This window comes from Kitasatospora sp. NPDC051702 (assembly GCF_040681575.1).
Taxonomy (GTDB): Bacteria; Actinomycetota; Actinomycetes; order Streptomycetales; family Streptomycetaceae; genus Kitasatospora.
In genome coordinates, this window is record NZ_JBFAZB010000053.1 from 1 (window position 1) to 26,943 (window position 26,943).

The window sequence follows — 26,943 nt, forward strand, 5'->3', positions numbered from 1 at the left end:
CACCAGGCGCTTCGCCCTCCCGGAAGTCGGCGGGTGACTTTGCTGAAATGGGTCGGCCGCCCGGGTGCGCTGCGCGGGGACGGCGGGGTCGTCGGTGCGCCGTCCCGCGTCCTGGTACGGCGTTCTCGCCCGCTGCCCGGCCATGCGCACTTCCCTCGGTCGATTCGGCTGCCACGGCGCGTGCACGCCGTCCTGCGTGCCGGGACGCGGTCGTCCCGGCGGCGACTCCCACCGGCTCCGGTCCGGTGGAGCCCGGACCGGAGCCGACCGACCCATTTCAGCAAAGTCACCCGCCGACTTCCGGGAGGGCGAAGCGCCTGGTGGGCCGTCGTGAGGACGGGCATGATCCCCGCCACGTCGGCACACCATCAGGAACGCGCCAGAGGAGCGGAGCGTCACCATGTCGGAGGGTCCGGAGGACCTCGCGGACGGGGCGGCCGGCCTCGGCCGCGGCCACGGCGGGGTGGTCGGGCGGCGCCCGGCGGAGGTCGGCGACGTGGGCGACGACCGCACGGACGGCAGGTGCGACGGCGTCTTCGACACCGTTGTCGAGCATCCGCGGGAGCTCCCGGGCGGCCTCGACGGGGCGCACGGGCCCGCCGAGTAGCCTGCAACGGGGCACGATCACCGGTGCGAGGGTCGCACACGGGTACGGGACGACGGGGAGGGCCGGAAGCGGTGAGCGAGGAGCAGCAGGGGCCGCGCTGGGGGCGCTGGCTGGTCGTCGGCGTCCTGGTCGCGGCCGGCTGGGGCATCGTGCGCGGCGGTGGCCATCCGACCGACCCGGTGCCGTCCGGCGCCCCGTCGACGTCCGCGCCCGCCGACGCGGGCCGGGCCCCGGGGGCCGCCGACGGGCCGTCCGCGTCCGCCGCGCCGGCGAAGCCCTCGAAGCCGTCCGGGCGCTACGACCCGGCCGACTACGCGGCCCCGGTGCGCCGGTTCGCCGCCGAGGCCGGGGTCAACCCCCAGCTGCTGATGGCGATCCTCTACAACGAGTCCTACAAGCCGCACGACCCCGAGCTCGAACGGGCCTGGCAGCGCGGCAAGCCGGACGCCTCCTTCGGCATCGCCAACATGCACCGCGCCGCCTTCGACGACACCAAACCGGGCCGCCCGTTCGCCTCCCGGCAGTGGGAGGAGCTGCCCGACGACCGCGACCTGGCCGTCCAGGCCGCCGCCTGGCACCTGCACGACCTGGCCGCCCAGCTGCCGGCCCGCGTGAGTGCGCCGCTGAACCACGACGAGCTCCTCGCGCTGGGCTACAACGCCGGCGCCGGGAACATGCTGGCCTTCGCCCGCGGCGTCAAGGTGGGCGCGCAGGCGCAGTCCTACCTCGACCGCCTGCACGACAACTGGGCGAAGTCGGGCACCGCCGTGCAGTGAGGCCTGCCGCGGCCCGCGGGGCGGACCGCCCCGGGTGCCCGAACGCGGGGCCCGGGGCGGGCGGCGCGGCGGCCCCGGGCCGGGGCCGCCGCGGTGTCCGTCAGCTGGCGCCGAGGCGGGCGGTCCACGCGGCCCGCCAGGCGAGGGCGTCGGCGACCCCCTCGGCGATGCCGCGCTGCGGCTTCCAGCCGAGCAGCTCGCGGGCGGTGTCGACGGCGGCGTAGCAGCCGATCACGTCGCCGGGGCGCGGCCCGGCCTCGCGGACGTCCAGCTCGGCGCCGACGGCCTGCTCGAAGGCGGTGACGAGCTCCCGGACGGTGGTGCCCTCGCCCGTCCCCACGTTGACGACCCGGTAGCGGTCCGCGGCGCCGTCGGCGATCACCTCGTCGAACCGGGTGAGCGCCGCGACGTGCGCCTCGGCGAGGTCCTGGACGTGGATGTAGTCGCGGATGCCGGAGCCGTCCCTGGTCGGCCAGTCCACGCCGGTGACGGTGAACGGGGTGCCCTCGGTGTGCGCCTCGATCAGCTTGCCGAGGACGTGGGTGGGCTGCAGGTTCTGCAGGCCGGTACGGAGCTGCGGGTCGGCGCCGATCGGGTTGAAGTACCGCAGGGCGATCACCCGCTGCCGCTCGGCGCCCTCCCCCCGGGTCCAGTCCTCGAGGACCTGCTCCATCATCTGCTTGGTGCGCGCGTAGGGGCTGCCGGCGTCGACCGGGCTGCTCTCGTCGACCCGGGCGTCCGGGGTGGGCGCGTAGATGGAGGCGGAGCTGCTGAAGACCACCCGGGTGCAGCCGTGGCGCTGGAGGGCCTCCAGCAGCTCGACGGTCTTGGCGACGTTCTCCCGGTAGTAGTACAGCGGTTTGGCCACCGACTCCGGGACGACGATCCGGGCCGCGCAGTGCACGGTGGCGTCGATGTCGGGGTGCTCGGTGAAGATCCGCTCGAGCAGCGCGGCGTCGGCGATGTCGCCCCGGTAGAAGACCCGGCCCTCGACGAACTCGGCGCGGCCCTGGGAGAGGTCGTCGAGGACGACCGGGGTGACGCCCCGGTCCAGCAGGGCGGAGGCCACCGTACTGCCGATGAATCCCGCACCACCGGTGATCAGGACCTTCTTCATGCGCGGACGCTCCCTCGCGGTCGGCCGGGCGCCCGGTGGCGCCCGGTGACCACTGGGACGGTGGTTCGGGCCCGATGGTTCCCCGGCGGGCCGGCGACGGCCCGCCCGGGGGGGGGTGTTTACGGCCGCGAGCGGGGGGGTGCTACGGCCGCGAGCGGCGGCGGAGCCAGAAGCCGGTGGCGACCAGCAGGACGGCCGCGACGGCGGTGCCGATGGCGGCCCAGGTGGCGGAGTCGGGGGTGTCGGCGGAGTCGGCGCCGCGGGCCGGGTCGGTGCCCCCCGCGACCAGCGGGACGGCCGGAGCGGTCGAGCCGGTCGGGGCCGTCGAGCCGGTGGCCGAGCCGGTCGGAGCGGTCGTCGGGGCCGTCGAACCGACGCCGACGGTCGGCCGGGGTATCGGCGGGGCCGGGCTCGGCGTGGTGCCCGTCGTGCCCGTCGAGCCTGTCGAGCCTGTCGTACCCGTCGAGCCTGTCGTGCCCGTGGTACCCGCCGGGCCCGTGCCCGGCCCGGTCGCGCCGGTGGAGCCCGTCAGCGGCGGGTCGCTGATCACCGCCTGCTCGACGTCGAGTTCGCGCTCGGCGTGCCCCAGCGAGGGGAACGCACAGTCGACGGTCACCCGCCAGTGGCCGGCCGGGACGATCTCCCGGGTGGTGTACGTGCCCGGCTCGCCCGGGACGGCGACCAGGCGCCAGGGGCCGATCGAGCGGCCGTCCGGGGAGGTCGCGGACAGCGAGCCGGCGAACTCCTCGGTGACGAGGTCGTGGTCGTTCTCCCAGGTGGCGACGGTGGTCACGTGGCCGTTGCGCTGGCCGGAGACGTCGAGGTGGACGGTGTCGCCGTGGGCGGCGGCCGGTGCGGCTGCGGGCAGCAGGGCGGCGAGGGCGAGGGCGGGAGCCAGGGCGGCGACGAGGGGGCGGGTTCGCATGGCGGGCATTCCTCGTGGGTGGGGGCGGGGAGCGGCAGCGCCGGGCCCGGACGCCACCGTGGGGTGGTGGCGTCCGGGCCCGGCGTCCCGGGGCGGTCTCAGCTGGTCTTCAGCAGCGACCAGCTCTGGTAGGGCTTGCCGTTCGGCTGCTGCAGCTCCAACAGCCAACCACCGTAGTACCAGCGGTCGCTGAGCCCGAGCACCAGCGATCCGCCGTTCGCCGTGACGGTGAACCCGCCGTCCTTGGCGGCGAGCTGCCACTGCTGCGCGGCGTTGCCGGAGCAGGGCTGCTGCGCGACGTACTGGCCGGCGACGGGCGTGCCGCCGAGCTGGAGGCACTTGCCGGAGCGCGCGGACTTGATCCGCACGGCGCCGTTGCCGGCGTCCTCGAACTGCCACTTCTGGTTGGCGTAGCCGGTGCGCTGGTAGGCGATGGCGACGGTGCCGTCGTTCATCGAGCTGCCCCACAGGTCGGCGGCCTGGCCGGTGAGGCCGTTGACCATCGTGTAGTTGGCGCCGGGCTGCGGGCGGCCCGCGTCGGCCAGGGTGCGGAAGGTCGCGGCCCGGCCGGGCTTGCCGACGGTGCCGGCGGCGTCGCGGGCGGCGATCGCCACGGTGTACGAGGTGTCGGGCGCGAGGCGGACGACGCCGACCAGGGTGGCCTTGACGGTGCCGATGGCCTGGCCGTTCAGCAGGACGTCGTAGCCCGCGGCGGAGTTGACCGCCGGCCAGCTCAGCACGACGGAGTTCTGGGTGATCTGACTGGTCGTCACGTCAGGGCCCGCCGTCCCCGAGGTCGGGGTGGCGGTCGGCGACGGGGTGCCGGTCGGCGTGGCGGTGGGGCTGCCGGTCGGCGTCGGGGTCGGCGAGGCCGTGCGGGTGGGCGTTGCCGTCGCGGTCGGCGAGGGCGTGCCGGTCGGCGACTTGGTCGGCGTCGGGGTCGCGGTCGGCGTCGGGGTCGGGTTGGGCCCGGTGCCGTTGCCGGCGATCAGGAAGCGGTTGTTGGCGACGTTCCAGTGCGTGGCCAGGTAACTGCCCGGCTCGGGCGAGGTGTTGTAGTAGTCGTCGTGGCGGCAGTCCAGCCGGTCGTCGTGCGAGCGGTCCGGGCAGACGGTCCGCATCTGCGGGTAGTTGGGCGCGTCCGAGTAGCACATGATGTCCCACTCGTCGACGCAGTGGCCGGCCTTGCTCGAGTTGGGCGCGCTGTTGTTCACCGCGCCGAGGTTGTGGCCGAGTTCGTGCGCCGCGGTGCTCCCGCCCCAGCAGCCGGAGTCGGTGCGGCCGTAGGAGGGGCCGAAGTTGCTGATGTTGTCCTGGCCGGGGCGCTCGTCACCGGCGAAGGTGCCGATGCCGCAGTACACCTTGGCGTCGGTGAACATCATGTACTTGCGGTCCTTGCGGTTGTACCCCTGCGCGGCCAGCGCGCGGTTGCTCGCGTTGAAGTCCTGGATCTCGGAGTCGGAGATCTGGACGTTCAGGACCGAGGCGGTGCAGTCGGACTCGGTGACGAAGCGCACGTGGCGCACGCCGCCGGTCTCCTGGGCGCTGGCGTTGTAGATGGTGTCCACGTCCGCCGCCCACTTCTTGAACGAGGGCAGGTACTGGGCGAACCGGTCGTTCCCGGGGGTGTGCACGTACACCGCCTGGACGCGGTTGCCGCTGCTGCCGTCACCCTCGCAGACCAGGCCCGACCCGGCGGGCGCGGCCGCGCCCTGGGGGGAGGAGGAGGGGCCGGCCGCCGCGCCGGGCTCGCTGAGCAGCGTCTTCCCGGCGGCGTCGATGACGGGCGCGCCGCCCTTCAGCAGGTCGGCCGCGGCCGGCGCCTGGGCGTTGGCGGTGGGGGTGAGCGCGGGCGCCTGGGCGGCGGCCGCGACCGGCGGGACGTCCTTGCGGATGTCGACGTCCTTCGGCGGCACGTCCGGGCCGTGGCTGCACTGGCTGTTGTCGCCGGCGACCTCCAGGGTTCCGGCGCAGCGGTCGCTGCTGGGCAGGCTCAGACCCGTGTAGACCAGACCGCGGTCGGGCTGGTCCTTGGGTATCTCCTTGATCGGAGTGGCCTTCTGGTCGTGCTTGGGCGTGGGCGGGCGGGTGCCGCCCTCGGCCGTGCCGGTCTCGCCCGGGCGGCTGCCGTCGGCGGAGACCTCGCCGGCCTGATCCGCCCCCGCGCGGTCGGCCGATCCGCTCGCCGCGGTGACCGAGCTGCTCATACCGGCCGGCTCCAGCGCGCTGCGGATGCCGAGCGTCCCCACGACCAGTCCGGCCGCCACTGCCACGGCGACCAGGGTGCTCTTGCGGGTGAGCCGCCGACGTCGGCGCCGGCGAAGCTCCGTGCTCCGGTGTCCCATCGCGTTCCTTTCCTCGTGCGACGGTCCGGGCCCCCCGTGGTGACGGGGGCTCGGACCTTCCGACACTCCGGAGAGCGGATGGGACGGGTGGGGATAACAGAAACCTTTTTCGAAATTTCCGGACCGGTGTGCGAGGAGGCTCGACCGGGTAGAGAAAAGGGCCGCCGGGACGGCCGCGGGAACGGGCCCGGACGCGACGGTGCCGGGGAGCGCGCCCCTCCGCGGGCACTCCCCGGCACGGGGTGGCGACGGGCGCCCGCCCGGGGCGCCCGCGCGGGCGACTCCCCCACCGGACGGCCCGGCTGACGGTCCCGCAGGAACGCCCCGCCGGCCCGGCGACGGGCGGCTCCTTCCGGCCCGAACCAAGCCCGAACCAAGCCCGGACCGAGCCCCGCACGCGCCCGGACCGAGCCCCGGCCAACCGGGCTCCCGGGCCCGGCTCAGGCCGCCGCGTACGCCGGTTCCGACCGCGCGGCCCCCGACCGCACCACCGCGTCCCGCCCGCCCGCGCAGCCGCCGTGGATCCGGCGCAGCCCGTCGGCCAGCACCGCGCCGTCCCCGGCGAGCCACAGCCGCAGCGCGGCGGAGAGCGCCGCACTGGCCGGGCTCGCCGCCGGGCCCGCCGTGCGCGCGATCCGCTCGCCCAGCAGCGGCAGCAGGTCCGCGACCGGGGAGGGCAGCCAGAGGGTCACGGCGCAGGGGGCGGGTCTGGCCAGGACCCGCCGCAGCGGGAGGACGGAGGCGTCGTCGTGCAGCGCCGGGATGACCTCCAGCAGGCCGTCCACGGCCACCTCGGAGACGTCCCCGCCGTGGCCGCGGGCGAGCGCCCGCAGCAGCGCGCGCTCGCCGGCGGTGATCCGGACGGTCAGCATGACCTCGTCGCAGTCCATGGTCCCGGTTCCCCTGTCGTGGCAGTGGTGGAAGTCGTGGCGGCCGTGGCGGTGGTGGCCGTCAGGACCGTCGTGGTGCGTGCGTGCCGTCCGGTCTCCTGCCCGTCAACGGGCTTGCGATACCGGCGTTATCAGGCCGTAGTGGCCGTCGTAGCGGCGGTAGAGGACCCGGGTGCGGCCGACACCACCACCGGAGCCGCCGCCGTCACCCGCCGGGGCCGCGGCCTCGGCCTCGGCGTACGGGACGAACGGGGCGCCGGTGAGCCAGAGCCGCCGGGCCGCCTCGGCGAGGCCGTCCGGCCGGCCGTCGTCGGCGCCGGTGGGCCACGGCTCGACGGCACCGCTCAGCGGGCAGCGCCGGACCAGGCCGTCCCGGCCGGTCGCGGCGTCCGTGAAGAGGTGGAAGCGCCGGTCCAGCGCCAGCAGTTCGCGGGCGGCCTGCTCCGGCGTGCGGCGGGTGAGGACGACGGCCTTGCGCCGGGCGATCCGCCGCTCGGCGAGCGGACGGGCGGCGTACTGCGGGCGGTAGACGCTCTCGTGGACGGCGGCGAACCCGATGTCGCCCTGCTCGCGCATTCGGGCGGCGCGGCCGGCGAGGGTGCCCAGGGCGAGGTCGACGGCCTCCCGGGCCGCGCGGGTGGCGAGCTGCACCCGGACCGGTCCGGCACCGTCCAGGTCGACGTCGGCCTGGGCGAGCACGGGCCGGGTCACCGACGGATGCAGGGCCCGGGTGAGCCGGATGCGCAGCAGCCGGGTGCCGGGGCCGAGCGCGGCCGCCGTCTCCAGCGCCTGCGCCCGCGCGTACTCGGCGTCCTCGTGCGGGAGCTCGCCGCGGATCTCCACCCGGACGTCGAGTGCGGACGGGTGGCGCAGACGGGTCATCAGGTTCCTCCTTCTCCGCCACCATGCTGGCCTCCGCACGGCCGGGCGGCGAGGGTCCAAAGACCCTGCCCGCCGGGTCCGCTACGGGACTTCCGGACGGATCCGTCGTCGCAGGTCAGCGCCGTCCCGGGGGGCGGTCCGGGGTGGTCCGGGCGCTGGCCCGTTGGAGTGATCCGCCCGCGTTCGGCGCAACGCCCGTCCAACCCGGCGCGTTTCCCATGGCGTGCGCCCTCTGGCGAAGGTGCGCGCGGGGGTCCCGCGCTGGCCGGCCCCCGCCTCCCGGCCGGCTGCCGGTGCCCCTCCCGGCACCGGTCGCACCGGCCCCTCTGGTGAGAGGTGATGTCATGACCCTGATGACCGAGACCCGGAAACCGGTCGTCCCCCCGAGAGCCGCGCCGCCCTCGCCCGGACCGGCCCGCACGGCCGTCCCCCCGCTCGCCCCGGGCGCCGTCCCCGGGCTCGGCCACGCCGGCGCGCTGCTGCGCGATCCGCTGGGCTTCCTCGGCTCGCTCGCCCGCCACGGCGGGGTCGTCCGCGTCCGTCTCGGGCCGCGCACCGTCTGCGTGGTCACCGACGCCCGGCTGGTCCACACCCTGCTCGTCGCGCTCGCCCACGACTGCCCGCGCGGCGCCGTCCAGGACACCCTCAGGACGGCCTTCGGCGACGGCCTGCTGATGTCCGAGGGCCAGGCCCACCGCGACCGGCGCCGGGTCCTGCAGCCCGCGTTCGGGCCGGACCGGATGGCCGAGTACCTCGCCGTGATGCACCAGGTCACCGAGGAGCGGGCCGGCCGCTGGCGCAGCGGGCAGGTCCTCGACGTGGCGAAGGAGATGAACCACCTCGCCCTCGAGATCGTCACCCGCTCGCTGTTCGACGCCCGGCTCAGCGAGGACGCCACCCAGGCCTTCCACCGGGCGCTTCCGGACCTGGTGAAGGGCCAGATCGTCCAGTCGCTCTACCCGCACCCGGCCCTCGCCCGACTGCCGCTTCCGGTCAACCGGCGCTTCGACGCCGCGGTCCGGGTGCTCAACCGGGTCGTCGACCAGGCCGTCCACGGGACGGAACGCGGCGAGCGGCCGGCCGCGGGCCACGGCGCCACCCTGCCCGCGCTGCTGCGCGCCGCCACCGACCCGGCCACCGGGCGCCCGCTCACCGAGGCGGACGTCCGCTCCGAGGCGATCACCATGTTCGGCGCCGGCACCGAGACCGTCTCCACCACGCTGACCTGGCTGCTCGACGAACTCCTGCGCCACCCCGAGGTGGAGACCCGGCTGCTGGCCGAACTCGACCGGCACCTGCCCGCCGGCACCGTGCCCACCCCGGAGGCGCTCGGCCGGCTCGCCTACACCCGCAGCGTCACCCAGGAGGTGGTGCGGCTGCACGCCCCCAACGCCTTCCTCATGCGCACCGCGCGGGTGCCGGTGGAGCTCGGACCGTACCGGATCCCGGCCGGCACCGAGCTGCTGTACAGCCTCACCGCCCTGCACCGCGACCCGCACCTCCACCCGGACCCGCTGCGGTTCCGCCCGGAGCGCTGGCAGGACGGCGGCGGCGCCGGGCGGCCGTCCTTCCTGCCGTTCGGGGCGGGCAAGCACAAGTGCATCGGGGAGGCCTTCGCCTGGGCCGAGCTGACCGTCGCGGCGGCCGCGATCCTGCGCCGGTGGCGGCCGCTGGCCCTGCCCGGGGCTCGGGCCCGCGAGGTGGTCTGGACGACGGTGCAGGCCCAGGGGCTGCGGGTCCGGCTGGTCCCGCGCGGCCCCGGGGGCCCGCGTCCGGACGGGGCGGCCGACGCCGGGGCGGACGCGCTGGCGACCCGACCGGCGGGCGGCGCCCGGCCGGTGGACCGGTGCCCGGTCACCGCGCCCCCGCCGCCACCCCCGTCACCACGCACCCCGGCCACCGCAGCCGCCCCGGCGCCCGTGCCCGTGCCCGTGCCCGTGCCAGCCTCGCCCCTGCGGCACCGAGCCCCGCGCCGCCCCGGCGAACTGCACACCGCCGGGCTCCGGCACGCGGACTGGGTGCTCGAGCGGGGCCTGCTCACCCCGGCCGAACTGCCCCGCTACCGCGCCTACGCCCTGCACCGGCTGATCGGCCACGCCTTCCCGCGCACCCGCGGCGACGACCTCGACCTGCTGGTGGACGTCCTGGGCTGGTTCACGATCCTCGACGACCGCTTCGACGGCCGGCCCGGGCGCCGACCCGCCGAGGCCCGCGCCCTCGTCGATCCGCTGACCGCCGTGCTGCACGGCACCCCCGGCCCCGCGGAGCACCGCCCGCAGGCCGTCGGCCGGACCGGTCCGGAGCCCGACGGGGACGACCGGCTGCTCGGCGCCTGGCGGGACCTGTGGGACCGCCAGACCCGCGGAATGTCCCCCGCCTGGCGCGCCCGGGCCGCGCTGGAGTGGCAGACCTGCCTGGAGACGTTCCCCGCCGAGGCCGGGCACCGCTCCCGCGGTACCGTCCCCGCCCTCGGCCTGCCCGAGACGATGCGCCTGCGCCGCCACGGCAGCTGCCTCTACCCGTTCATGAACATACTGGAACGGGTCCACGGCGCCGACGCCCCCGCCGCACTCCACGCGGACCCGGCGCTGCACCGGCTGCGCGCCAACACCGCCGACGCCGCCACGCTGATCAACGACCTCTACTCGCTGGAGCGGGAGGAGCGCCAGAGCGCGGCCGCCTTCAACACCGTGCTCACCGTGCAGCGGGCCCGCGGCTGCACCCGTGGCCGGGCCGTCGGCGCCGTCCGGGCCCGGATCGCCCGGTTGCGGAGGCAGAGCGACGCGCTGCGCGCCGAGCTGGGCCGCCGCCACCCGGCGGGGCGCTGGTACCTGGACGGCACCCGCGAGCTGGTCGAGGGCGCCCAGGCGTGGACCAGCACCAGCGACCGCTACCTGGTGGCGGAGGACGCGGGCCACTGAGGCGCACGCCCGGCGGCCGCGCAGCGGCGGTCGATCACCGGCCGTCGATCACCGGCAGCCGCTCACCGGCCATCGCTCAGTGGCGGTCGCCGAGCGCGAACAGCAGCAGGACGAAGCCCGCGAACAGGTGCGTGGCGAAGATGTAGATGCCGGCCCGGATCAGCATGGCCCGGCGCCTGTTCCGCTCCTCGCTGGTGCCGTCGCCCGGCCGGGCGGCGGTGCCGTCGCTGCTGTCGCTCATGGGCGGGGTTCTCCTCGGGTCGGCCGGCCGGTGGGCGCGGGCTCAGCGGGTCGGCCGGCCGCCGGCGGCGCGCAGCTCGGTGAGCAGCGCGCCCTGGTCGGTGATCAGCTCGGTCAGGATCCGTCGTGCGGCGCGCAGCAGGTCGGCCACGTCCGGGGTGCTGAGCGCGTACACCACGGTGTTGCCCTCGCGGGTGGCCACGACCAGCTGGGTGCGACGCAGCACCGCGAGCTGCTGGGAGAGGTTCGACGGTTCGACCTCGATCTCGGCCAGCAGCTCGCGGACGGGGCGGGGCCCGTCCTGGAGCAGTTCCAGCACCCGGATGCGGACCGGGTGGCCGAGGGTGCGGAAGAACTCCGCCTTGGCCTGGTACAGCGGGACCGGCATCGTCCGCGTCTCTCCCCTCGGGTGCGGCTGGGTGGGCGTCCGGCCGGGCGTCCGCACCGCGGCCGGCAAGCATCATCGCGACGGATGAAGATTTCTTCAAGTCGTCACAGTGATCGCGAACGGGCGGCACCCTGCGGCCGAGGAGCCCGCCGGCGTGCCGTCGCCCCACCGCCAGGGCGCGCCCGGCGGAGCCCGCCGGGCGCACGACGCCGCGCGGAAACACCGGAAGCCGAGCCCGGGACGCTGCCAACTCCCGGACTCGGCCGTCATGGTGACGTCCCGTCAGCAGACTACAGGTACATCCACCGTGACCGGGGCCGGACCCCGCCAGATCGCTTCCACACCGAAGGTCGCGTGGACGGTGGAGCCGCACGGGGCCGTGGCGGCGATGCCGTCGACCCGCAGGGCGCCGCCCGTGAACACGGCACGCCCGTGCACCGAACCGAGCTGGGCACCGCCGACGACCTCGGCCGACAGGGTGGTCAGCAGCTCCTGCGGCTTCGGCGGCCACGGGGTGTCCGGGGTGGGCGGACCGGCCAGGCCGATCTTCCCGTAGATCACGACGCCGTCGCCGGTGACGTCGGCGCAGACCTTGGTGGACAGCCCGGCCTGCAGGCCGCTGTAGCCGCAGGTGGTGACCGTGGCGGTGTCGGCGGCCGCGGCGGCCGGTGCGGCGAGCGCCGGGACGGGCGCGCCGAGCAGGGCGACGGCACCGGCCGCGCCCACCGCGATCCGGGTGATGCGGTTCATGGGCTCCTCCTTCGGAGGGTGTGAGGAAACGGATCAGAACAGGTGATGTGGCACATGTGACATTTCACAGCTGCCAGAAGGAAACTTTGCCATGCGATTCCTTTGCCATGACTCGCTTTGACCCTTGGAAGTACCGAGCGGACTCAAATCCGACCTTCGATGGCGCAATCACGCCCCGGGCCCACCCGGGGCCCTCCGCCCCGGTTCACCCGGCTCAGGACGGGGCTCGCCCGGCTCAGGACAGCGAGGCGCGCAGGTCGTCGATCCGGGCCACGGCCGCCGCGAAGGCGCCGCGGTCGAGACGGCCCGAGCCCAGCGCCGCGGCGAGCGCCTCGGTGGCCTGCTCGGCCTGCTGCGGATCACGCGCCGAGCAGAGGATCAGGTCCATCCCGGCCGCGGCGGCGGCCACCGCGCGGGCCCCGGTGTCCCCGTAGGGGTCGAGGGCGCCGGCCTCCAGGGCATCCGTGACGGTGACGCCCTCGAAGCCCAGGCGCTCGCGCAGCTCGCCCTGCACCACGGTGGGCGACAGCCCCGCCGGGCGGGCCGGGTCGAGCGCCGGATAGACCGCCCAGGAGGCCATCACCAGGCGCACGCCCGCCGCGATGGCCGCCCGGTAGGGCTCCTCGCCGCGGGCGCGCAACTCCTCCAGCGGCACCGGCAGGGTGACCGGGCGCGCGTCGGTGTTCTCCTCCTGCGCGGCCGACCCCAGCCCGGGGAAGTGCTTGGCGGTGGCGGCGACGCCCAGGCCCTGCTGGGCGGCCAGGAACGCGCTGCCCAGCCGGGCGACCACGGACGGGTCCCGCCCGAAGGAGCGCTCGTGGTGGTCGATGAAGTCGTCCGGGGCGCCGGAGACGTCGAGCACGGGGGCGAGGTTGACGTTCAGTCCGGCGTCCGTGAGGGTGGCGGCCGCGCCTGCGCCGGCCTCGGTCGCCGCGTGCAGCGGGTTCGGGGCGGCGCCGACCCGGCGGGCGGAGAGCTCGGGCGCACCGGGCAGCCGGCGCACCCTGCCACCCTCCTGGTCGGTCATCAGCAGCAGCGCCCCCGGAACGCGGGACTCGGCCGCCGCCTGACGCAACTGCCCGACCGCTTGAGCCAGTTGTTCGGGGCTCTGGACGTTCTCGCCGAACAGGATGACCCCGGCCGCCCGGCCCTCCCGAATGGTCCGCAGCACCTCGGGCGGCGGGGTCGGGCCGGCGTAGGAGAGCACGATCCGGCGCCCCGCCAGCTGTCGGTCCCGCTGCTGCGCGTCCGCTCCGGACACCGCCACCGTCCTCTCCGCAGGCGCCCGCCGCGACACCGGGGCCGACCCGGCCGGCACCGGCCCGAGCACGGCCGACAGCACCACCAGCACCGCCCCGAGTCGGACGGTGTACCGGAGCGGGTTCATCACGCCTCCAAGGGGGCGGGGGGTACGGTCCGTCAGCGTACCCAAGCCCGGCCGCCGCGGCGGCCCGCGCCACGCGCGGCCGCGGGCCCCGTCCGGCCCGGCCTCCTGCCGGCCTCCTGCCGGTCGGCGCCGGCGACCGGCCGGCGACCGCGCGGGGCGGCGGTACCGGCCGGTCGTCGGCGCGCGGCATCAGGTGGCCAGGCTGGCCACCGGCTCCAGGCCGTAGGTGCGGGCGTAGCCGTTCTCGACGCCCACCAGCAGGTCCACGACCTCGAAGTAGCGTTCCCAGAAAGGGGTTTCGCGCAGTGCGTCGATCAGCAGCCGGTAGGCGTCGTGGTCGTCCGCCTCCCAGACCCAGACGTCGGTGACCCGTGCCGAGTAGAACTCCGTGTCGTAGAAGCGGGAGCGGACGCCGCGGGTACGGGCCTCGATCACCGGGACGACCCGGGTGGTGAAGGCCTCGACGCGTTCGGCCACCGTCATCGCCAGCCACTCGGGCGTGGTCTTGACCAGGATGAACGCGGTGACGGGTGCGGTGCGGTCAGTGGACATCGGTGGCCTCCGGGGCGGCGAGGACGGCGGGCTTGAGGGTCTGTGCGCACCACTGCGCGAATCCGGTGGCCGGGCCCGCCAGCGGCGAGCGCTCGACGCCCGAGTCCAGGCCCTCGTCCTTGGCCCGCTTCATCTCGACGAGGGCCTCGACGAACGCCCCGTCGAGGCCGTGGCCCAGCAGGTCGGACCGCAGCTCCTCGAGCGGCTGGCGCCGGTAGCGGACCGGCCGGCCCAGCTCCTCCGTCATGATGCGGGCCAGGTCGTCGGGCGACAGGTCCTGCGGGCCGAGCACCGGGACGCTTCCGACGCCGCTCCACGAGCGGTCCAGCAGCAGCCCGGCCGCCGTCGCGGCGATGTCGGCGACGGCCACCAGCGGCACCGGGCGGTCCGCGGCGAGGGTGTCGGTGAAGACGCCCTCCGCGCGGATCGAGTCGGCCTCCTCCAGCAGGTTCTCGTAGAAGGACGGGTTGGCCAGGGCGCGGTAGGCCACGCCCGAGCCGGCGATCAGGTCGTCCATGGCCAGGGAGGCGGTGACCAGTCCGGCCCGGGCGGCCAGCGGGGTGCCGCGGCCCAGCGCCGAGACGCCGACGACGTGGCCGACGCCGAGGGCGGCGAACGCCCGGGCGGCCGGGCGGGTGAAGCCGCTGAACCCCGCCTCGGGCGTGACCGAGGCGTCCGGGGGCACCAGCCAGAAGACGGCGTCGGCCCCGGTGAAGGCGCGCTCGACGGTCGCGGGGTCGCCGTGCGAGCCGGTGACCACCTCGACCCGGCCGCGCACGGCCGCGGGGAGCCGGGCGGGATCGCGGACCACGACCCGCAGCTCCTCTCCGTGGGCGGGCGCGGCCTCGACCAGCAGCGACAGCAGTCGCCTGCCGATGTTTCCGGTGGGGGCGGTGATGACGATCATGAAAACCTCTGTGTCCGGATCGGATCTCTGGGGCCCCCTCATCGTGCGGACCGCCACCGCATTGCCACAATGGGAACCTCAGCAAGGAATCATTGCCCGAAACGGAACGATGCCGGTGAGCAGCCCAGTCCCGAACCTCGACGCCAATCTCGCCGTCGCCCTCGACGCCCTGCTGGCCGAGCAGAGCGTCACCCGTGCCGCCGCGCGGCTGCGCACCTCCCCGGCGGCGATGAGCCGCACCCTGGCCCGGCTGCGCCGGGTGCTCCAGGACCCGCTCCTGGTGCGGGCGGGGCAGGCGATGGTGCCCACGCCCCGCGCCGAGGAACTGCGGGACGAGGCCGCAGCGGTGGTCCGGCGGCTGGAGGCACTGCTCGCCCCCGGTGGCGGGATCGACCCCGCCGAGCTGCGGCGCACCTTCACCGTCCAGGCCTCTGACCTGGTCGGCGCGGCGCTGGCGCCCGGTCTGCTCGGCCTGGCCGCGCTGCAGGCGCCGGGCGTCTCGCTGCGGGTGCTGGCCGAGGAGTGGGAGGCCGGGCCGGCCCTGCGCGAGGGCCGGGTCGACCTGGAGGTCGGGGCCATCGACCACGTCGACCCGGAGACCCGGGTCGACGAGCTGGTCACGCTGCGCATGGCGGCCGGCGTCCGGGCCGGACACCCGCTCGCCGAAGGGCCCCTGACGCCCGCCCGGCTGGCCGCGGCCGAGCACGTGGCGGTCAGCCGGCGGGGGCGCTTCACCGGCCCGCTGGACGCGGCCCTGGCCGACCACGGGCTCAGCCGCCGGGTCAGCGCCGTCCTGCCCGGGCACCTGGCGGCGATGACGCTGGCCGCGGCCGGCGACGTGGTCTGCCTGGTACCGACCGCGCTGCCGGGCGAGCCCCCCACCCCGCTCAGCGACGCGGCGCACGCGCTGGGGCTGCGCCTGCTGGAGATCCCGGTACCGCTGCCGCCCCTGTCGATCGGCATGGCCTGGCACCCGCGGCACACCGCCGACGCGGGCCACCGGTGGCTGCGCGGCGCCGTGCGCCGGGTGATCCGGCCGGGCCGCGCCGCGGGGAGGGGCGGGTCCGACGCGTCCTGAGCCGCACGGCCGCGGCGCGGACCGCGGGGCCGTCCGCTGCTCACCGTCACCCACCACCGACCGTCGGGTGCCCGGCCGGGTGACCGGCTCGCGGCCGGCCCCTCGGTTCGCCGTCGCCGTCACCGGCGGGTGAGGCGCCCCAGTACCGCGATCCCCTCCTCGATCTCCCCCGGCGCACCGGCCGCGTAGCCCAGCACCAGCCCCGGCGGGTAGGGCAACCGGGTGTGCCAGGACAACGGGTGCACCTTCACCCCGTGCGCCAGGGCCGCCGCGGCCAGCTCGGTGTCGGAGCCGTGTGCTCCGGGCGGGAGGGTGACCATCAGGTGCAGGCCGGCCGCCGCCCCGTGGACGGTGGCACCGGGCAGGTGGGTCCGGACGGCCGCGATCATCGCGTCCCGGCGGCGGCGGTGGCGGCGGCGCAACAGCCGCAGGTGGCGCTCGAGTCCGCCGGACTCCATCAGGCGGGCCAGCACCAGTTGCGGCAGTACCGGGTTGCCCAGGTCGGCGAAGCGCTTGGCCTCCAGCACCGCCGCCCGCAGCCGCGGCGGCACCAGCAGCCACCCGGTGCGCAGGGCGGGAGCGAGCAGCTTGGAGACGCTGCCCGCGTAGCAGACCTGCTCGGGCAGCACGGCGCGCAGCGCGGGCAGCGGCGGGCGGTCGTAGCGGTGCTCGGCGTCGTAGTCGTCCTCGATGACCAGGCCGCCCTCACCCGCCCAGCGCAGCAGTTCGCGCCGCCGCTCGCCGCCCAGGACGACGCCGGTCGGGTACTGGTGAGCGGGCGTGAGCAGGACGGCGGAGGCTCCGGTGGCGCGCAGCATGTCGACCTGGATGCCCTCCGCGTCGACCGGGACGGGCGGGGTCGCGTCCAGCCAGTGCGCGAGGTGCTGGCGGGCACCGAGCGAGCCCGGGTCCTCGACGGCGACCTCGGTGACGCCCGTACGGCCGAGCGCCCGCCCCAGCAGGGCGAGGGCCTGGGCCGTCCCGGCGACGACTAGCACCTCGTCCGGGTCGGCGCGCACGCCCCGGTTGCGGGCCAGCCAGCGGGTGACGGCCAGCCGCAGCTCGGGGGTGCCGCGGACGTCGCCGTAGCCGAGGTCGTGGGCCGCGAGGCCGTCCAGGACGGCACGCTCGGCGCGCAGCCAGGCCGCGCGGGGGAAGGCGGTGAGGTCGGGGCGGCCGGGGGTGAGGTCGATCCGCGCGGGGGTGCCGCGCAGCAGGTCGAAGACCTCGGCGTCGGGCTCGCCCCGGAAGAGCTCCGGCGCCACGCGGTCGGGCGGGGCGGGCGAGTGCGGGGCGGACGAGTGCGGGGCGGGCGCGGGCGGGGCGGGCGCGGGCGGGGCGGGCGCGGGCGGCGCCGGGTCCGCGACGACGACTGTGCCGCCCCGGCCCCGGCCGGCGAGCCGGCCCTCCTCCGTCAGCCGCCGGTAGGCATCGGTCACCACCCCGCGGGAGACGCCGAGTTCGGCCGCCAGCACGCGGGTGGCGGGCAGCCTGCCGCCGGCCGGGAGGCGGCCGTCGGCGACGGCCTCGCGGAGCCGGCCGGCCAGCCAGTCGGTGAGGCCGCCGCGCGGGGCGTCGGCGGTGTCCAGCTGGAGGAAGTCGGCACCCGGATCCGCCGTTATGGACCTCTCGGCCCGCGTGTCTTTGGACCTGTTCACCGGGCCATTGTGGCGCGAGGGTGGGGCCATGACCACGGAGACGGCAGGACGGAACGATCAGCGGGACGACGCGGCGACGGCGTACGTCCACGGGTACTCGGACACCGAGGCGCAGCGGCTCGGCGACCAGGCGGACACCCTCGCGGAACTGCTGCACGCGGGCACGGCGTACCCGGCGGGCAGCCGGGTGCTGGAGGCGGGCTGCGGGGTCGGGGCCCAGACGGTGCACCTGCTGGCCGCCAGCCCGGGCGTGCTGCTGACGGCGGCGGACATCTCGGCGGACTCGCTGGCGCAGGCCCGCGTCCGGGTCGCCGCGCAGGCGCCCGCCGCACGGGTCTCCTGGCACCACGGGGACCTGCACCGACTGCCTTTCGCGGACGGCGCCTTCGACCACGTCTTCCTCTGCTTCGTGCTGGAGCACCTGGCCGATCCGGCCGCCGCGCTGACCGCGCTGCGCCGGGTGCTTCGGCCCGGCGGCACGATCACGGTGATCGAGGGCGACCACGGCTCGGCCTTCTTCCACCCGCGGAGCCGGGCGGCCGACGACGCGGTCGAGCTGCTGGTGCGGCTCCAGGCCCGGGCGGGCGGCGACGCCCTGGTGGGGCGCCGCCTGCACCCGCTGCTGGCGGACGCCGGATTCCAGGACGTGACGGTCCGGCCGCGCACGGTCTACGCCGACGGCGCCCGCCCCGCGCTGGTGGAGGGCTTCACCCGGCGCACCTTCGTCCCGATGGTCGGGGCCGTCCGCGCGGAGGCACTGGCGGCCGGGCTGACCACCCCGGAGGCCTTCGACCGGGGCGTCGCCGAGCTCGGCCGCGCCGCCGAGCCGGGCGGGACCTTCCACTACACCTTCTTCAAGGCCGTGGCGGTCAACCCGTAGCGACGCCCGGCGGGTGGAGCGGGGCGCCGCTCCGCGACGACCGGGAACGGCAGCGCTGCTCCGCGACCACCGGGAACGGCAGCGCCGCCCCTGGCACGGGCAACCCCGGTGCCGCCCAGCACCCACGGGAACGTCAGCGCTGCTCCGGACTGTCGTCGAGGGCGGCCAGCATGGCGCGCATCGCGTCGACGAGGGCGGCCGTCCGGGCCTCGTCGAGGCCCGCGAGCAGCCGGCGCTCGGTGGCCAGGTGGTCGGGCAGCGCGCGGTCGATCAGCGCGTGGCCCTCGGGGGTGAGGCCGACGACGCGGCTGCGGCCGTCCTGGTCGCTCTGGGTCCGGGTGACCAGGCCACGGGCCTCCAGCCGGTCGAGGCGCTGGGTGATCGCGCCGGAGGTGACCATCGCGGACTGCATCAGGCCGGTGGGGGTGAGGCGGTAGGGCGGGCCGCTGCGGCGCAGGGTGGCGAGGACGTCGAAGGAGGCGGCGTCCAGGCCGTGCTCGCCGAAGGTGCGGTTGAGCTCCCCGTCGACGAGCCGGTACAGCCGCTTGAGCCGGCCGAGCACCTCCATCGGGGAGACGTCCAGGTCTGGCCGCTCGGCGGCCCATTGCGCGACTACTCGGTCCACGTGATCTGCCACGGGTTCAGGGTAGGGGATGCCGCCCGAATTCCTTAGCAGTGAGATAACTGTGAGCCATGTCACGCCGGACCGGCCGTCACATGCTTTAGCGCTGAGATATATTGGCTTAGTGCTAAGGAATCGACTCGGAATCGTGCTGGTGACCGCCATCGCCCCCGCAGTGTGGGGGTCGACCTACCTCGTCACCACCGAACTGCTCCCGCCCGGCCGCCCGCTCCTCGCCGGCGTCCTCCGCGCCCTGCCCGCCGGGCTGCTGCTGATCGCCCTCACCCGCACGCTGCCGAAGGGCAGCTGGTGGTGGCGCTCACTGGTCCTCGGCGCACTGAACATCGGCGCCTTCCTCGCCCTCCTCTTCATCGCCGCCTACCGCCTCCCCGGCGGAGTCGCCGCCACCGTCGGCGCCGTCCAGCCGCTCATCGCCGCCGGGCTCTCCGCCGCACTGCTCGGCGACCGGCTCACCCTGCGCACGGTGCTGTCCGGCATCGCCGGCATCGCGGGCGTCAGCCTGCTCGTCCTGCGGGCGAGCGCCCGGCTCGACGCCGTCGGCGTGGCCGCCGCCCTCGGCGGCGCGGTGGTGATGGCCACCGGTGTCGTCCTCGCCAAGCGCTGGACCTCGCCCGCCCCGCTGCTCGCCACCACCGGCTGGCAGCTCACCGCCGGCGGCCTGCTGCTCGTCCCCGTCGCCCTGGTCGTCGAAGGCGCCCCGCCCTCCCACCTCAGCGCCGCCAACCTGCTCGGCTACGGCTACCTGAGCCTGATCGGCGCGGCCGTCACCTACGCGCTCTGGTTCCGCGGGATCCGCGCCCTGCCGCCCACCTCCGTCGCCTTCCTCGGCCTGCTCAGCCCCGTCGTCGCCACCGCACTCGGCTGGCTGGCGCTCGGCCAGGACCTCTCCCCGCTCCAGGCCCTCGGCGCCGTCGTCGTCCTCGGCTCGCTGCTCGCCGCCCAGACCCAGCGCCCGCGCCCCGCCGCCGCCCCGGCGGCCGCCACCGCACCCGAACCGGCGGCCGCCACCGGCCCGCAGCTCCGGTCGGCCGGCGAGGCGCTCCGCGAGAACGCCTGACCCCTCGCAACACCCGCCTCACCGCACCCGCACCCGCACCCGCACCACCAACCCGAGGAGATCCCCATGCGCATCACCGTGTTCGGCGCCACCGGCAACGTCGGCCGACGCGTGGTCGCCGAAGCGCTCGCCCGCGGCCACCGGGTCACCGCCGTCCTGCGCGACCCGGCCAAGCCGCACGGCCTCCCGCCGGCCGTCACCCTCGCCGTCGGCGACGCCCGCCGGCCCGAGGACGTCACCCGTCTCGCCGCCGGGCAGGACCTCGTCGTCAGCGCCACCCGTCCGGCCCCCGGCAACGAGCCCGAACTGGCCGCCGCCACCCGCGGCCTGCTGGCCGGACTCGCCGGGTCGGACGTCCGGCTGCTCGTCGTCGGCGGCGCCGGCAGCCTCACCCTCCCCGACGGCACCCCGCTGGCCGACGCACCCGACTTCCCCGCCGAGATCCTGCCGATCGCCCGCGCCTGCAACGAGCAGCTGGACCTCTACCGGGCGGACACCGTCGTCGACTGGACGTACCTCAGCCCCGCCGCCCTGCTCGAACCGGGCGAGCGCACCGGCCGCTTCCGCCTCGGCCGGGACGAACTGCTCGTCGACGGCGACGGCGCCTCGACGATCTCCATGGAGGACCTCGCCGTCGCCCTACTCGACGAGGCCGAGCAGCCCGCGCACCGCCGCGCCCGGTTCACCGCCGCCTACTGAACCGGGGGCGGGCCGCAGGTCCGGGGTGTACCCAGCACCACCCCGGACACGGACGCGGGCATGATCGACCGTCACGAGGCGCTCGGACAGGATCGACTCCGTGAACACCACGCCTGACAACGCCCAGCACAGCACCCGGACCAGCGCCAGGGCCGGCGCCGAGGCGACCGCCCCCGCACTGCGGGCGGTCGCCTCCCGCGTCCGCCGCGCCGCGGTGACCGTCGCCGCCGCCACCGCCGTGCTCACCGGCCTCGCCCTGCCGGCCGGCGCGGCCCCGACCGGCAACCCCGGCGACTCCGACCCGGCACCCGCCCGCTACACCCGGCAGACGCTCGCCTGGGCACCCTGCGCGCAGCAACCCGCCCTGGAGTGCGCCACCATGGCCGCCCCGCGCGACTGGCACCACCCCGGCACCGGGGCCGACCTCACCATCGCCGTCTCCCGGCACCGCGCCACCGACCCGGCCGCGCGGAAGGGCACCCTGCTGATGGCCGCCGGCGGCCCCGGCGGCTCGGGCCTGCTGCGCCCGGCCGACCTCGCCACCGCCGCACCCGCCGTCGGCGCCGCCTACGACATCGTGGGCTTCGACCAGCGGGGCGTCGGCGCGAGCACCCGCGCGGTGTGCCAGACCCCGCAGGAGTTCCAGGACTTCCTGGCCGGCGACTACCGGGACCAGTCCCCCGCCGCGATCGACCGCGTCATCGCCAACTCCCGTAAGCTGGCCGCCGGTTGCCAGGAGCGCAGCGGCGACCTGCTGCCCTATCTGAACACCGGGCAGACCGCCCACGACATCGACCTCTTCCGCTCCCTGCTCGGCGAACGGAAGATCAGCTACTACGGCCCGTCCTACGCCTCGATGATCGGCGCCTACTACGGGACGCTCTTCCCGCGCCGCGTCGAACGGATGGTCCTGGACAGCAACATCGGCTTCGACGGCAGCTGGGAGACCTTCGAGCTGGGCCAGCCGATGAGCTTCCAGCGCCGCTTCGACGAGGACTTCGTGCCCTGGCTCGCGGCCCGCGACGCCACCTACCACTGGGGTTCCACGCCCGAGCAGGTGCAGGCGCACTGGGAGCAGCGGCGCGCCGCGCTGCACGACCGGCCGATCGTCGACGGGCCGTTGACGATCGGTCCGAACCAGCTCGACAATGGCGCGATCAGCGCGATCTACCGGGCCGACTTCTTCCCGCTGCTCGCGCAGGCACTGACCGCCGTCGACGACTGGCAGACCGCCGACCCGGCGGCCAAGGCGATGGCCCGGAAGGCCTTCGGCCAGTACCTCAGCCCGGAGTTCCTCGCCGAGTACTTCTCGGTGACCTGCTCCGACACCCCGTGGACCAGGGACCTCGACACCTGGGTCGAGCGCGGCGCGCAGAACGCCGCCCGCTGGCCGCTGGCGGGTGCGCGCACCCTCGCCTTCAGCGCCGTCTGCGCGGCCTGGCCGGTCGCGCCCGCCCCCGAGGTCACCGTCACCGGCGCGCACCTGCCGCCGGTGCTGATGCTCAACTCGGTGCACGACCCGGCCACGTACTACGAGGCCGCGGTCGGCGCCCACCGGGCCCTGCGCGGCTCCCGGCTGGTCACCGTCACCGGGAACGGCGACCACGGCCAGTACCCGGGCACCAACTCCTGTGTCACGCAGACCGTCGAGCGCTACCTGCTGGACGGCCGCGCCCCGGAGCACGACCTGGTCTGCCCCTCCCCGCAGGCGGGGTGACCGGCCGGCGGCCGCTCGGGCGCGAGCTCAGGCCTGAGCCCCGGACCGCAGCCTCGTGCGGAGCCAGGCGCAGGCGGCCGCCAGCCCCGCGAATCCGCCGACGACGAGCTTGATGCCGGCCTTCGCGACCATCCAGCCGATCCACGGGACCCCGAAGCCCAACCAGTGGAACACGGCCAGCAGCACGGCCGCACCGCACACGGCGGCCAGCACCGTGGTGACCACGGCGGCGGTCCGCGAGAGCTCCCGCGGACCGTCGTCGGGGCCGCCCGTCGGGTCGGGCGTCAACTCGGCCGCCCGGTCGGCGAGTCCGTCCGCCGGACCGTGCGGCTTCTCCATCGGAACGCCCACCGGGCCACCGGTCCGGCCGGCCGTCCTGTCGTTCGTGTCCCCATCACCCATGCGGGCGATCCTACTCAGCGGCCTCAGCGGCGGCCGTGACGGGTGGCGCCCTCAGCGGCCTCAGCGGCGGCCGTGATGGGTGTCGCCGAGGTGCTCGCCGGTCTCGTCGTCGGGAAAGCTGACGGCCAGGGTCACCCGGTACTCGTACACGTCGTCCCGGTGCCCGGGCACCCGCGCCCAGGCGAGCGAGTGCACCTCCGCCTCGGGGGCCTGCCGGCACCAGGAGGCGGCCTCCTCCAGCGCCCGGGCCGCCGAGCGGCCCGTGCAGACCACGGCGGTGTACGCGGCGACGGCGACGTCCCCGCCGCCGCGGCCGACCCTCGACACCGCCCGCACCGCGGCGGCGGCCTGGGTCAGGTCGCGGGCCAGGTCGTCGACCACCCGGCGGGGCGCGGGCAGGACGAGCGTGCCGTCGGCGGCGACGGTCTCCGGCAGGTTCGCGCTCACGGTCTGGGCCTCCATCCGCATCGTCACGGGGCACAGCATGCCGGGCGGTGATTCCTGGCATGCCCACTTTCACCAGAACGTCACCCGTCCAGGGCGGAGTTGGGGCCGCCCCCTGGCGTCCGGGCACCCGTCCTGCTAAGGCACGCCGATCGGGGCGCCAGGCATCGGCGCAGGTCAGCGCGGTCGCCGGCGGGCGCCGCCGGGGAGCCCGGAACGACGCGCACGTACCACCCCCGTGCCCCGGACCGCCCGTCCGGCCCCCTCCGCGCGCGGCCCTCCGTCGTTACGCTCCCGGTCAACTCCCGTTACGGAAACCGGAGATCCCGCCGACCTCCAGCCCGTAGCATCCCTGCCTGTACCGCCTCCGCGAGCCGATCGGGCCCGACGGACAGGACTTTGGGGGAATCGCATGCACCGCAACTCGGTTATCCGGTACGGCCGTCGGCTCGCCTGGGTGCCGGCCGCCGCACTCACGGCCGCCGTCCTGACCGGCTGCTCGTCGTCCTCCCCGAAGAACGACTCCGCCGCCCCGCCCGCGACGACCGCCGCCACCGCGCCCGCCACCGGCGCCACCGAGCCCGCCACCACCGCGGGCACCCCGCCGACCGGTGCGCCCGCCGCGACCGGCGCGCCCACCGCGGCCACGCCCCCGACCGGCGCGCCCGGCACCCCGGCACCCGCCGGGAAGCGCCCCGCCGACGCCTGCACCCTGCTGACCTCCCCGCAGGTCGTCCAGGCCATCGGCACGACCGGCCCCTTCACCGGCACCCACCCCGACCCGGGCACCGACGGCACCCGCCCCTGGGGGTGCACCTGGGGCTCCCGCGAGTCCTACGCCGCCGTCCGCGAGGTCCCGCCGTCCACCCTCGCCACCGTGCAGGCCGACCCCGACCTGACCGTCACCCCGATCAACGGCGCGGGCCGCCAGGCCGTCCTCGCGACCCGCAAGGGCGGCGGCCACCCGGTCGTCTACCTCCAGGCGGACGGGCACGTCTACTCCGTCGAGGCCGTCAAGAGCCGCGCCCCCGGCGACGAGGCGAACGCCCCGGCCGAGGTCGTCGCGGAGACCGTGCTCGCCGGGGTCCTGGCCACCCGGCTGGCCTCCTGACCCGCACTGACCTGCGGCGTCGGCCCGGCCGCCGCAACCCGCAGGCCGTCCGGCGGCCTCTCCGCCGTCAGATCGTCGTGATACTAATCGTTGCGACGGTGGGAGCCGTCGGCCGACGGCGGGCACGATGACGTGTACCCGTCCGTTCCGGGGAGGAGCGGACGGCAATGGGGAGGGGCAGGGCATGACGACGAGGTTCGGCAAGGCCCGGGGCGGGCGTGCGACGCGGCTAGGCAAGCGGGTCACGGGGACGGCGGCGGCCTTCACCGCACTCGCCGCCCTGACCGGCTCTCAGGTGACGGGCCTCGGCCTCGCCTCCGTCGCGGCCGCCGACGCGGCCACGCCGCCCGGCGCCACCACCCAGGGCGGCGACCGCTACGGCACCGCCTCCGCCCCGGTCGGCACCGCCACCCCGGGCGGCACCTTCGGCACCGGCGTCCCGGCCGACGGCGGCGGCACCGTCCTGCTGCCGCAGCCCCCGAACACCCTGCCCGGCGCGCCGGCGCCCGGCCCCTTCGCCGCCACCGGGCCGGCCCTGCCCTCGACGGTGTTCGCCGCCTACCGCCAGGCCGAGGCCTCCGCCGCCCAGCGCTCCCCCGGCTGCCACCTGCCCTGGCAGCTCCTGGCGGCGATCGGCCAGGTCGAGTCCGGCCAGGCCAACGGCGGCCAGGTGGACGCGGCCGGCACCACCCTCACCCCGATCCTCGGCCCGGCCCTCGACGGCAACGGCTTCGCCGCGATAGCCGACACCGACGGCGGTCGCTTCGACGGCGACGCACGCTGGGACCGCGCCGTCGGACCGATGCAGTTCATCCCCTCCACCTGGGCGACGTGGGGCGCGGACGCCAACGGCGACGGCAAGGCCGACCCGAACAACGTCTTCGACGCCGCCGAGAGCGCCGGCCGCTACCTCTGCGCCGGCGGCCGGGACCTCGCCGACCCGGCGCAGCTGGACCGCGCGGTCCTCAGCTACAACAACTCCGGCGAGTACCTGCGGACGGTCCGCACCTGGATGGCGCACTTCGGCAGCGGCACCGTCACCACCGTGCCGAACCGGCCCTCCCCGCTGCTCCCGACCACCTCCTCGCCCTCGCCGCTGCTGCGCCCGACCGGCGCCGCCACCGGCACCACGGGCGGCGCCGGCACCACCGGACCGGTCGCCCCGAGCACCGTCGCCCCGAGCACCGTCGCCCCGAGCCCGAGCGCGCAGCCGACCTCCCCGGCCCCGACCCAGCAGTCGGACCAGCCCTCGCCGCAGCAGCCGGCTCCGCAGCCGACGACCAGCCCGAGCGCCACCCCCACGGAGACGCCCGGCACCGCGCCCGCGCCGACCACCACGCCGACGGGCACCACCTCGCCGTCGGCCACCCCGACGGGCACTCCCAGCGGCACCGCGTCCCCGAGCGCCACCCCGACCGGGACGCCGAGCGGCACGCCGACGGCCACCCCCAGCGGCACGCCCACCGCGACGCCCACCGGTTGCCCGAGCCCGACCGCCACGGCCACCGCCACGCCGACCGGCACGCCGTCCCCGACCGCCACCCCGAGCGGGACTCCGGCGGCCACCCCCAGCGGCACGCCCACCGGCACGCCCACAGGCTGCGCCACCGCGACGCCCACCGCCGCGGCCACGCCGACCGGCACCCCGTCGGTCCCGTCCGCCGCGACCGCCCCGGGAGCGGGCACGACGCCGAGCGCGTCCCTCTCCCCCTCGGCCGCTCCGACGGCCCGCTGACGGCACGACGAAGGCGGCGGCCCGCACCGGGTGGTGCGGGCCGCCGCCTTCGTCGTCCTGCAGTGGCCGTGCCGTGGCCGTCGTGTCACCGTCGCCGTGTCACCGTCTCCGTGTCACCGTCGCCGTGCCGCGGCTGCCACGCCCTCGCCGTCCGCTCGCGCCATCCGCTCGCGCGCGGCCGGGCCGCGGCGGCCCGGTCACAGGTGCTTGACCAGCTCCGGCATCAGGTCCTGGAACGTCCGCCCGCTGGCCGGCTGCCCGATCGCCGTCATCTGCCAACCGGCCGGCGTGCGCTGCACCTTCGCCATGATCTGCGCGGTGTACGGTCCGCCGCCGGTCAGCGTGTAGCGGGCCAGCTCGGCCCCGGTCTGCTCGTCGACCAGCCGGCAGAACGCCGCCTCGACCTCCTGGAAGGTCTGGCCGGTGAAGGAGTTGACGGTGAAGACGATCTGGTCGACCTCGGCGGCCATCCGGGTCAGGTCGACGGTGATCGACTCGTCGTCGGTCGCGTCGCCGGCGCCGCCGACCAGGTTGTCGCCGCTGTGCCGGACGGATCCGTCGTTGCTGGTGAGGTGCTGGAAGAAGACCACGTCGACCGGCCGCCCCTGGGAGAAGAGCACCGCCGAGGCGTCCAGGTCGATCTCCCGGCCGGCGGCCAGCAGCTTGGCGAAGAAGCCCTTGGGCTGCGCGGCCTTCCAGCCGAGGCCCATCCGGACCACACCCAGCTGCCCGCCGCCCGGCTTCTCCAGGCTGATCTTCTGCCCCTTGGCCAGCGAAACGCTCATCGCGCCCTCCTCGTTCCTGCCGCCGCTCGTGCCGCGTTCCCGTCGCG

Annotated in this window: 26 protein-coding genes; 10 read left to right on the forward strand and 16 right to left on the reverse strand. The window is 76.2% G+C overall.

Going from position 1 to position 26,943, the window contains the following annotated elements:
• The first annotated feature begins 400 nt into the window (after positions 1–400).
• Together AB0N04_RS32365 and AB0N04_RS32370 are read left to right on the forward strand one after the other, a co-directional pair.
• Complete coding sequence (locus AB0N04_RS32365) at positions 401–607, forward strand: hypothetical protein (protein ID WP_360220587.1); 207 nt, start codon at positions 401–403, stop codon at positions 605–607.
• A 71-nt stretch (positions 608–678) separates the two neighbouring features.
• Positions 679–1,383, forward strand: a complete 705-nt coding sequence (locus AB0N04_RS32370; protein WP_360220590.1) for a lytic transglycosylase domain-containing protein — start codon at positions 679–681, stop codon at positions 1,381–1,383.
• Between the two features lie 100 nt (positions 1,384–1,483).
• Here AB0N04_RS32370 and galE read toward each other — a convergent pair whose 3' ends face one another.
• From galE to AB0N04_RS32395, 5 genes are all read right to left on the reverse strand, one after another.
• A complete protein-coding gene (gene galE / locus AB0N04_RS32375; RefSeq protein WP_360220593.1) occupies positions 1,484–2,500 on the reverse strand; it encodes a UDP-glucose 4-epimerase GalE in 1,017 nt (338 codons plus the stop codon).
• 142 nt (positions 2,501–2,642) lie between these two features.
• On the reverse strand, positions 2,643–3,425 hold the full coding sequence (locus tag AB0N04_RS32380; protein WP_360220596.1) for a hypothetical protein: 783 nt from the start codon (positions 3,423–3,425) through the stop codon (positions 2,643–2,645).
• A gap of 98 nt (positions 3,426–3,523) precedes the next feature.
• Entirely contained in the window at positions 3,524–5,770 is a 2,247-nt protein-coding gene (locus tag AB0N04_RS32385) for an RICIN domain-containing protein (protein WP_360220599.1), read from the reverse strand.
• Positions 5,771–6,210: 440 nt separating this feature from the next.
• On the reverse strand, positions 6,211–6,660 hold the full coding sequence (locus tag AB0N04_RS32390) for a hypothetical protein (RefSeq protein ID WP_360220602.1): 450 nt from the start codon (positions 6,658–6,660) through the stop codon (positions 6,211–6,213).
• A gap of 105 nt (positions 6,661–6,765) precedes the next feature.
• Positions 6,766–7,542, reverse strand: a complete 777-nt coding sequence (locus AB0N04_RS32395; RefSeq protein WP_360220605.1) for a sigma 54 modulation/S30EA ribosomal C-terminal domain-containing protein — start codon at positions 7,540–7,542, stop codon at positions 6,766–6,768.
• A gap of 344 nt (positions 7,543–7,886) precedes the next feature.
• Here AB0N04_RS32395 and AB0N04_RS32400 point away from each other — a divergent pair, with 344 nt between their 5' ends.
• Complete coding sequence (locus tag AB0N04_RS32400; RefSeq protein ID WP_360220608.1) at positions 7,887–10,463, forward strand: cytochrome P450; 2,577 nt, start codon at positions 7,887–7,889, stop codon at positions 10,461–10,463.
• Positions 10,464–10,539: 76 nt separating this feature from the next.
• On the opposite strand, the gene AB0N04_RS32405 is transcribed toward AB0N04_RS32400, so the two are convergent.
• From AB0N04_RS32405 to AB0N04_RS32430, 6 genes are all read right to left on the reverse strand, one after another.
• Positions 10,540–10,704: a DUF6126 family protein gene (locus AB0N04_RS32405; RefSeq protein WP_360220611.1), complete on the reverse strand. Its 165-nt coding sequence runs from the start codon at positions 10,702–10,704 to the stop codon at positions 10,540–10,542.
• A gap of 42 nt (positions 10,705–10,746) precedes the next feature.
• A complete protein-coding gene (locus AB0N04_RS32410; protein WP_360220614.1) occupies positions 10,747–11,091 on the reverse strand; it encodes a metalloregulator ArsR/SmtB family transcription factor in 345 nt (114 codons plus the stop codon).
• A gap of 282 nt (positions 11,092–11,373) precedes the next feature.
• A complete protein-coding gene (locus AB0N04_RS32415; protein ID WP_360220617.1) occupies positions 11,374–11,841 on the reverse strand; it encodes a hypothetical protein in 468 nt (155 codons plus the stop codon).
• 235 nt (positions 11,842–12,076) lie between these two features.
• A complete protein-coding gene (locus AB0N04_RS32420) occupies positions 12,077–13,228 on the reverse strand; it encodes a glycoside hydrolase family 3 N-terminal domain-containing protein (protein WP_360220620.1) in 1,152 nt (383 codons plus the stop codon).
• Positions 13,229–13,417: 189 nt separating this feature from the next.
• Positions 13,418–13,780 (reverse strand): darcynin family protein, encoded by a 363-nt coding sequence (locus AB0N04_RS32425; RefSeq protein ID WP_360220623.1) that lies wholly within the window; start codon positions 13,778–13,780, stop codon positions 13,418–13,420.
• Entirely contained in the window at positions 13,770–14,687 is a 918-nt protein-coding gene (locus AB0N04_RS32430; protein WP_360220626.1) for an NAD(P)H-binding protein, read from the reverse strand. Before AB0N04_RS32430 ends, AB0N04_RS32425 begins: the two co-directional genes overlap by 11 nt.
• A gap of 115 nt (positions 14,688–14,802) precedes the next feature.
• Between AB0N04_RS32430 and AB0N04_RS32435 the strand changes: the two genes are divergently transcribed.
• Positions 14,803–15,765: a LysR family transcriptional regulator gene (locus tag AB0N04_RS32435; protein ID WP_360220629.1), complete on the forward strand. Its 963-nt coding sequence runs from the start codon at positions 14,803–14,805 to the stop codon at positions 15,763–15,765.
• A 119-nt stretch (positions 15,766–15,884) separates the two neighbouring features.
• Here AB0N04_RS32435 and AB0N04_RS32440 read toward each other — a convergent pair whose 3' ends face one another.
• Positions 15,885–17,423: a PLP-dependent aminotransferase family protein gene (locus tag AB0N04_RS32440; protein ID WP_360220632.1), complete on the reverse strand. Its 1,539-nt coding sequence runs from the start codon at positions 17,421–17,423 to the stop codon at positions 15,885–15,887.
• 28 nt (positions 17,424–17,451) lie between these two features.
• Between AB0N04_RS32440 and AB0N04_RS32445 the strand changes: the two genes are divergently transcribed.
• Positions 17,452–18,303, forward strand: coding sequence for a methyltransferase domain-containing protein (locus tag AB0N04_RS32445; RefSeq protein ID WP_360220635.1), 852 nt, complete (start codon positions 17,452–17,454; stop codon positions 18,301–18,303).
• Between the two features lie 133 nt (positions 18,304–18,436).
• On the opposite strand, the gene AB0N04_RS32450 is transcribed toward AB0N04_RS32445, so the two are convergent.
• Positions 18,437–18,940: a MarR family transcriptional regulator gene (locus AB0N04_RS32450; protein ID WP_360220638.1), complete on the reverse strand. Its 504-nt coding sequence runs from the start codon at positions 18,938–18,940 to the stop codon at positions 18,437–18,439.
• A 109-nt stretch (positions 18,941–19,049) separates the two neighbouring features.
• On the opposite strand from AB0N04_RS32450, the gene AB0N04_RS32455 reads away from it, so the two are divergent.
• From AB0N04_RS32455 to AB0N04_RS32465, 3 genes are all read left to right on the forward strand, one after another.
• Positions 19,050–20,003, forward strand: a complete 954-nt coding sequence (locus AB0N04_RS32455; protein ID WP_360220641.1) for an EamA family transporter — start codon at positions 19,050–19,052, stop codon at positions 20,001–20,003.
• 66 nt (positions 20,004–20,069) lie between these two features.
• Entirely contained in the window at positions 20,070–20,702 is a 633-nt protein-coding gene (locus AB0N04_RS32460; RefSeq protein ID WP_360220644.1) for an NAD(P)H-binding protein, read from the forward strand.
• Between the two features lie 100 nt (positions 20,703–20,802).
• Positions 20,803–22,419 (forward strand): alpha/beta hydrolase, encoded by a 1,617-nt coding sequence (locus AB0N04_RS32465; protein WP_360220647.1) that lies wholly within the window; start codon positions 20,803–20,805, stop codon positions 22,417–22,419.
• Positions 22,420–22,446: 27 nt separating this feature from the next.
• On the opposite strand, the gene AB0N04_RS32470 is transcribed toward AB0N04_RS32465, so the two are convergent.
• Both AB0N04_RS32470 and AB0N04_RS32475 read right to left on the reverse strand, forming a co-directional pair.
• A complete protein-coding gene (locus AB0N04_RS32470; protein ID WP_360220650.1) occupies positions 22,447–22,821 on the reverse strand; it encodes a hypothetical protein in 375 nt (124 codons plus the stop codon).
• Positions 22,822–22,881: 60 nt separating this feature from the next.
• Complete coding sequence (locus AB0N04_RS32475) at positions 22,882–23,295, reverse strand: hypothetical protein (RefSeq protein WP_360220653.1); 414 nt, start codon at positions 23,293–23,295, stop codon at positions 22,882–22,884.
• 382 nt (positions 23,296–23,677) lie between these two features.
• Here AB0N04_RS32475 and AB0N04_RS32480 point away from each other — a divergent pair, with 382 nt between their 5' ends.
• Positions 23,678–24,376 (forward strand): hypothetical protein, encoded by a 699-nt coding sequence (locus AB0N04_RS32480; RefSeq protein WP_360220656.1) that lies wholly within the window; start codon positions 23,678–23,680, stop codon positions 24,374–24,376.
• A 184-nt stretch (positions 24,377–24,560) separates the two neighbouring features.
• Positions 24,561–26,111: a lytic murein transglycosylase gene (locus AB0N04_RS32485; RefSeq protein WP_360220659.1), complete on the forward strand. Its 1,551-nt coding sequence runs from the start codon at positions 24,561–24,563 to the stop codon at positions 26,109–26,111.
• Positions 26,112–26,308: 197 nt separating this feature from the next.
• Here the strand turns inward: AB0N04_RS32485 and AB0N04_RS32490 are convergent, their stop codons facing one another.
• Entirely contained in the window at positions 26,309–26,896 is a 588-nt protein-coding gene (locus AB0N04_RS32490) for a TerD family protein (RefSeq protein WP_360218934.1), read from the reverse strand.
• Positions 26,897–26,943 lie beyond the last annotated feature (47 nt).

Excerpts from the sequence above, each read along its gene's own strand:
- galE (WP_360220593.1), bottom strand. The coding sequence starts at position 2,500 with ATGAAGAAGGTCCTGATCACCGGTGGTGCGGGATTCATCGGCAGTACG.
- AB0N04_RS32485 (WP_360220659.1), top strand. The coding sequence starts at position 24,561 with ATGACGACGAGGTTCGGCAAGGCCCGGGGCGGGCGTGCGACGCGGCTA.
- AB0N04_RS32470 (WP_360220650.1), bottom strand. The coding sequence starts at position 22,821 with ATGGGTGATGGGGACACGAACGACAGGACGGCCGGCCGGACCGGTGGC.
- AB0N04_RS32420 (WP_360220620.1), bottom strand. The coding sequence starts at position 13,228 with ATGAACCCGCTCCGGTACACCGTCCGACTCGGGGCGGTGCTGGTGGTG.
- AB0N04_RS32460 (WP_360220644.1), top strand. The coding sequence starts at position 20,070 with ATGCGCATCACCGTGTTCGGCGCCACCGGCAACGTCGGCCGACGCGTG.
- AB0N04_RS32380 (WP_360220596.1), bottom strand. The coding sequence starts at position 3,425 with ATGCGAACCCGCCCCCTCGTCGCCGCCCTGGCTCCCGCCCTCGCCCTC.
- AB0N04_RS32490 (WP_360218934.1), bottom strand. The coding sequence starts at position 26,896 with ATGAGCGTTTCGCTGGCCAAGGGGCAGAAGATCAGCCTGGAGAAGCCG.
- AB0N04_RS32385 (WP_360220599.1), bottom strand. The coding sequence starts at position 5,770 with ATGGGACACCGGAGCACGGAGCTTCGCCGGCGCCGACGTCGGCGGCTC.
- AB0N04_RS32425 (WP_360220623.1), bottom strand. The coding sequence starts at position 13,780 with ATGTCCACTGACCGCACCGCACCCGTCACCGCGTTCATCCTGGTCAAG.
- AB0N04_RS32415 (WP_360220617.1), bottom strand. The coding sequence starts at position 11,841 with ATGAACCGCATCACCCGGATCGCGGTGGGCGCGGCCGGTGCCGTCGCC.
- AB0N04_RS32365 (WP_360220587.1), top strand. The coding sequence starts at position 401 with ATGTCGGAGGGTCCGGAGGACCTCGCGGACGGGGCGGCCGGCCTCGGC.
- AB0N04_RS32395 (WP_360220605.1), bottom strand. The coding sequence starts at position 7,542 with ATGACCCGTCTGCGCCACCCGTCCGCACTCGACGTCCGGGTGGAGATC.
- AB0N04_RS32405 (WP_360220611.1), bottom strand. The coding sequence starts at position 10,704 with ATGAGCGACAGCAGCGACGGCACCGCCGCCCGGCCGGGCGACGGCACC.
- AB0N04_RS32445 (WP_360220635.1), top strand. The coding sequence starts at position 17,452 with ATGACCACGGAGACGGCAGGACGGAACGATCAGCGGGACGACGCGGCG.
- AB0N04_RS32390 (WP_360220602.1), bottom strand. The coding sequence starts at position 6,660 with ATGGACTGCGACGAGGTCATGCTGACCGTCCGGATCACCGCCGGCGAG.
- AB0N04_RS32410 (WP_360220614.1), bottom strand. The coding sequence starts at position 11,091 with ATGCCGGTCCCGCTGTACCAGGCCAAGGCGGAGTTCTTCCGCACCCTC.
- AB0N04_RS32400 (WP_360220608.1), top strand. The coding sequence starts at position 7,887 with ATGACCCTGATGACCGAGACCCGGAAACCGGTCGTCCCCCCGAGAGCC.
- AB0N04_RS32430 (WP_360220626.1), bottom strand. The coding sequence starts at position 14,687 with ATGATCGTCATCACCGCCCCCACCGGAAACATCGGCAGGCGACTGCTG.
- AB0N04_RS32480 (WP_360220656.1), top strand. The coding sequence starts at position 23,678 with ATGCACCGCAACTCGGTTATCCGGTACGGCCGTCGGCTCGCCTGGGTG.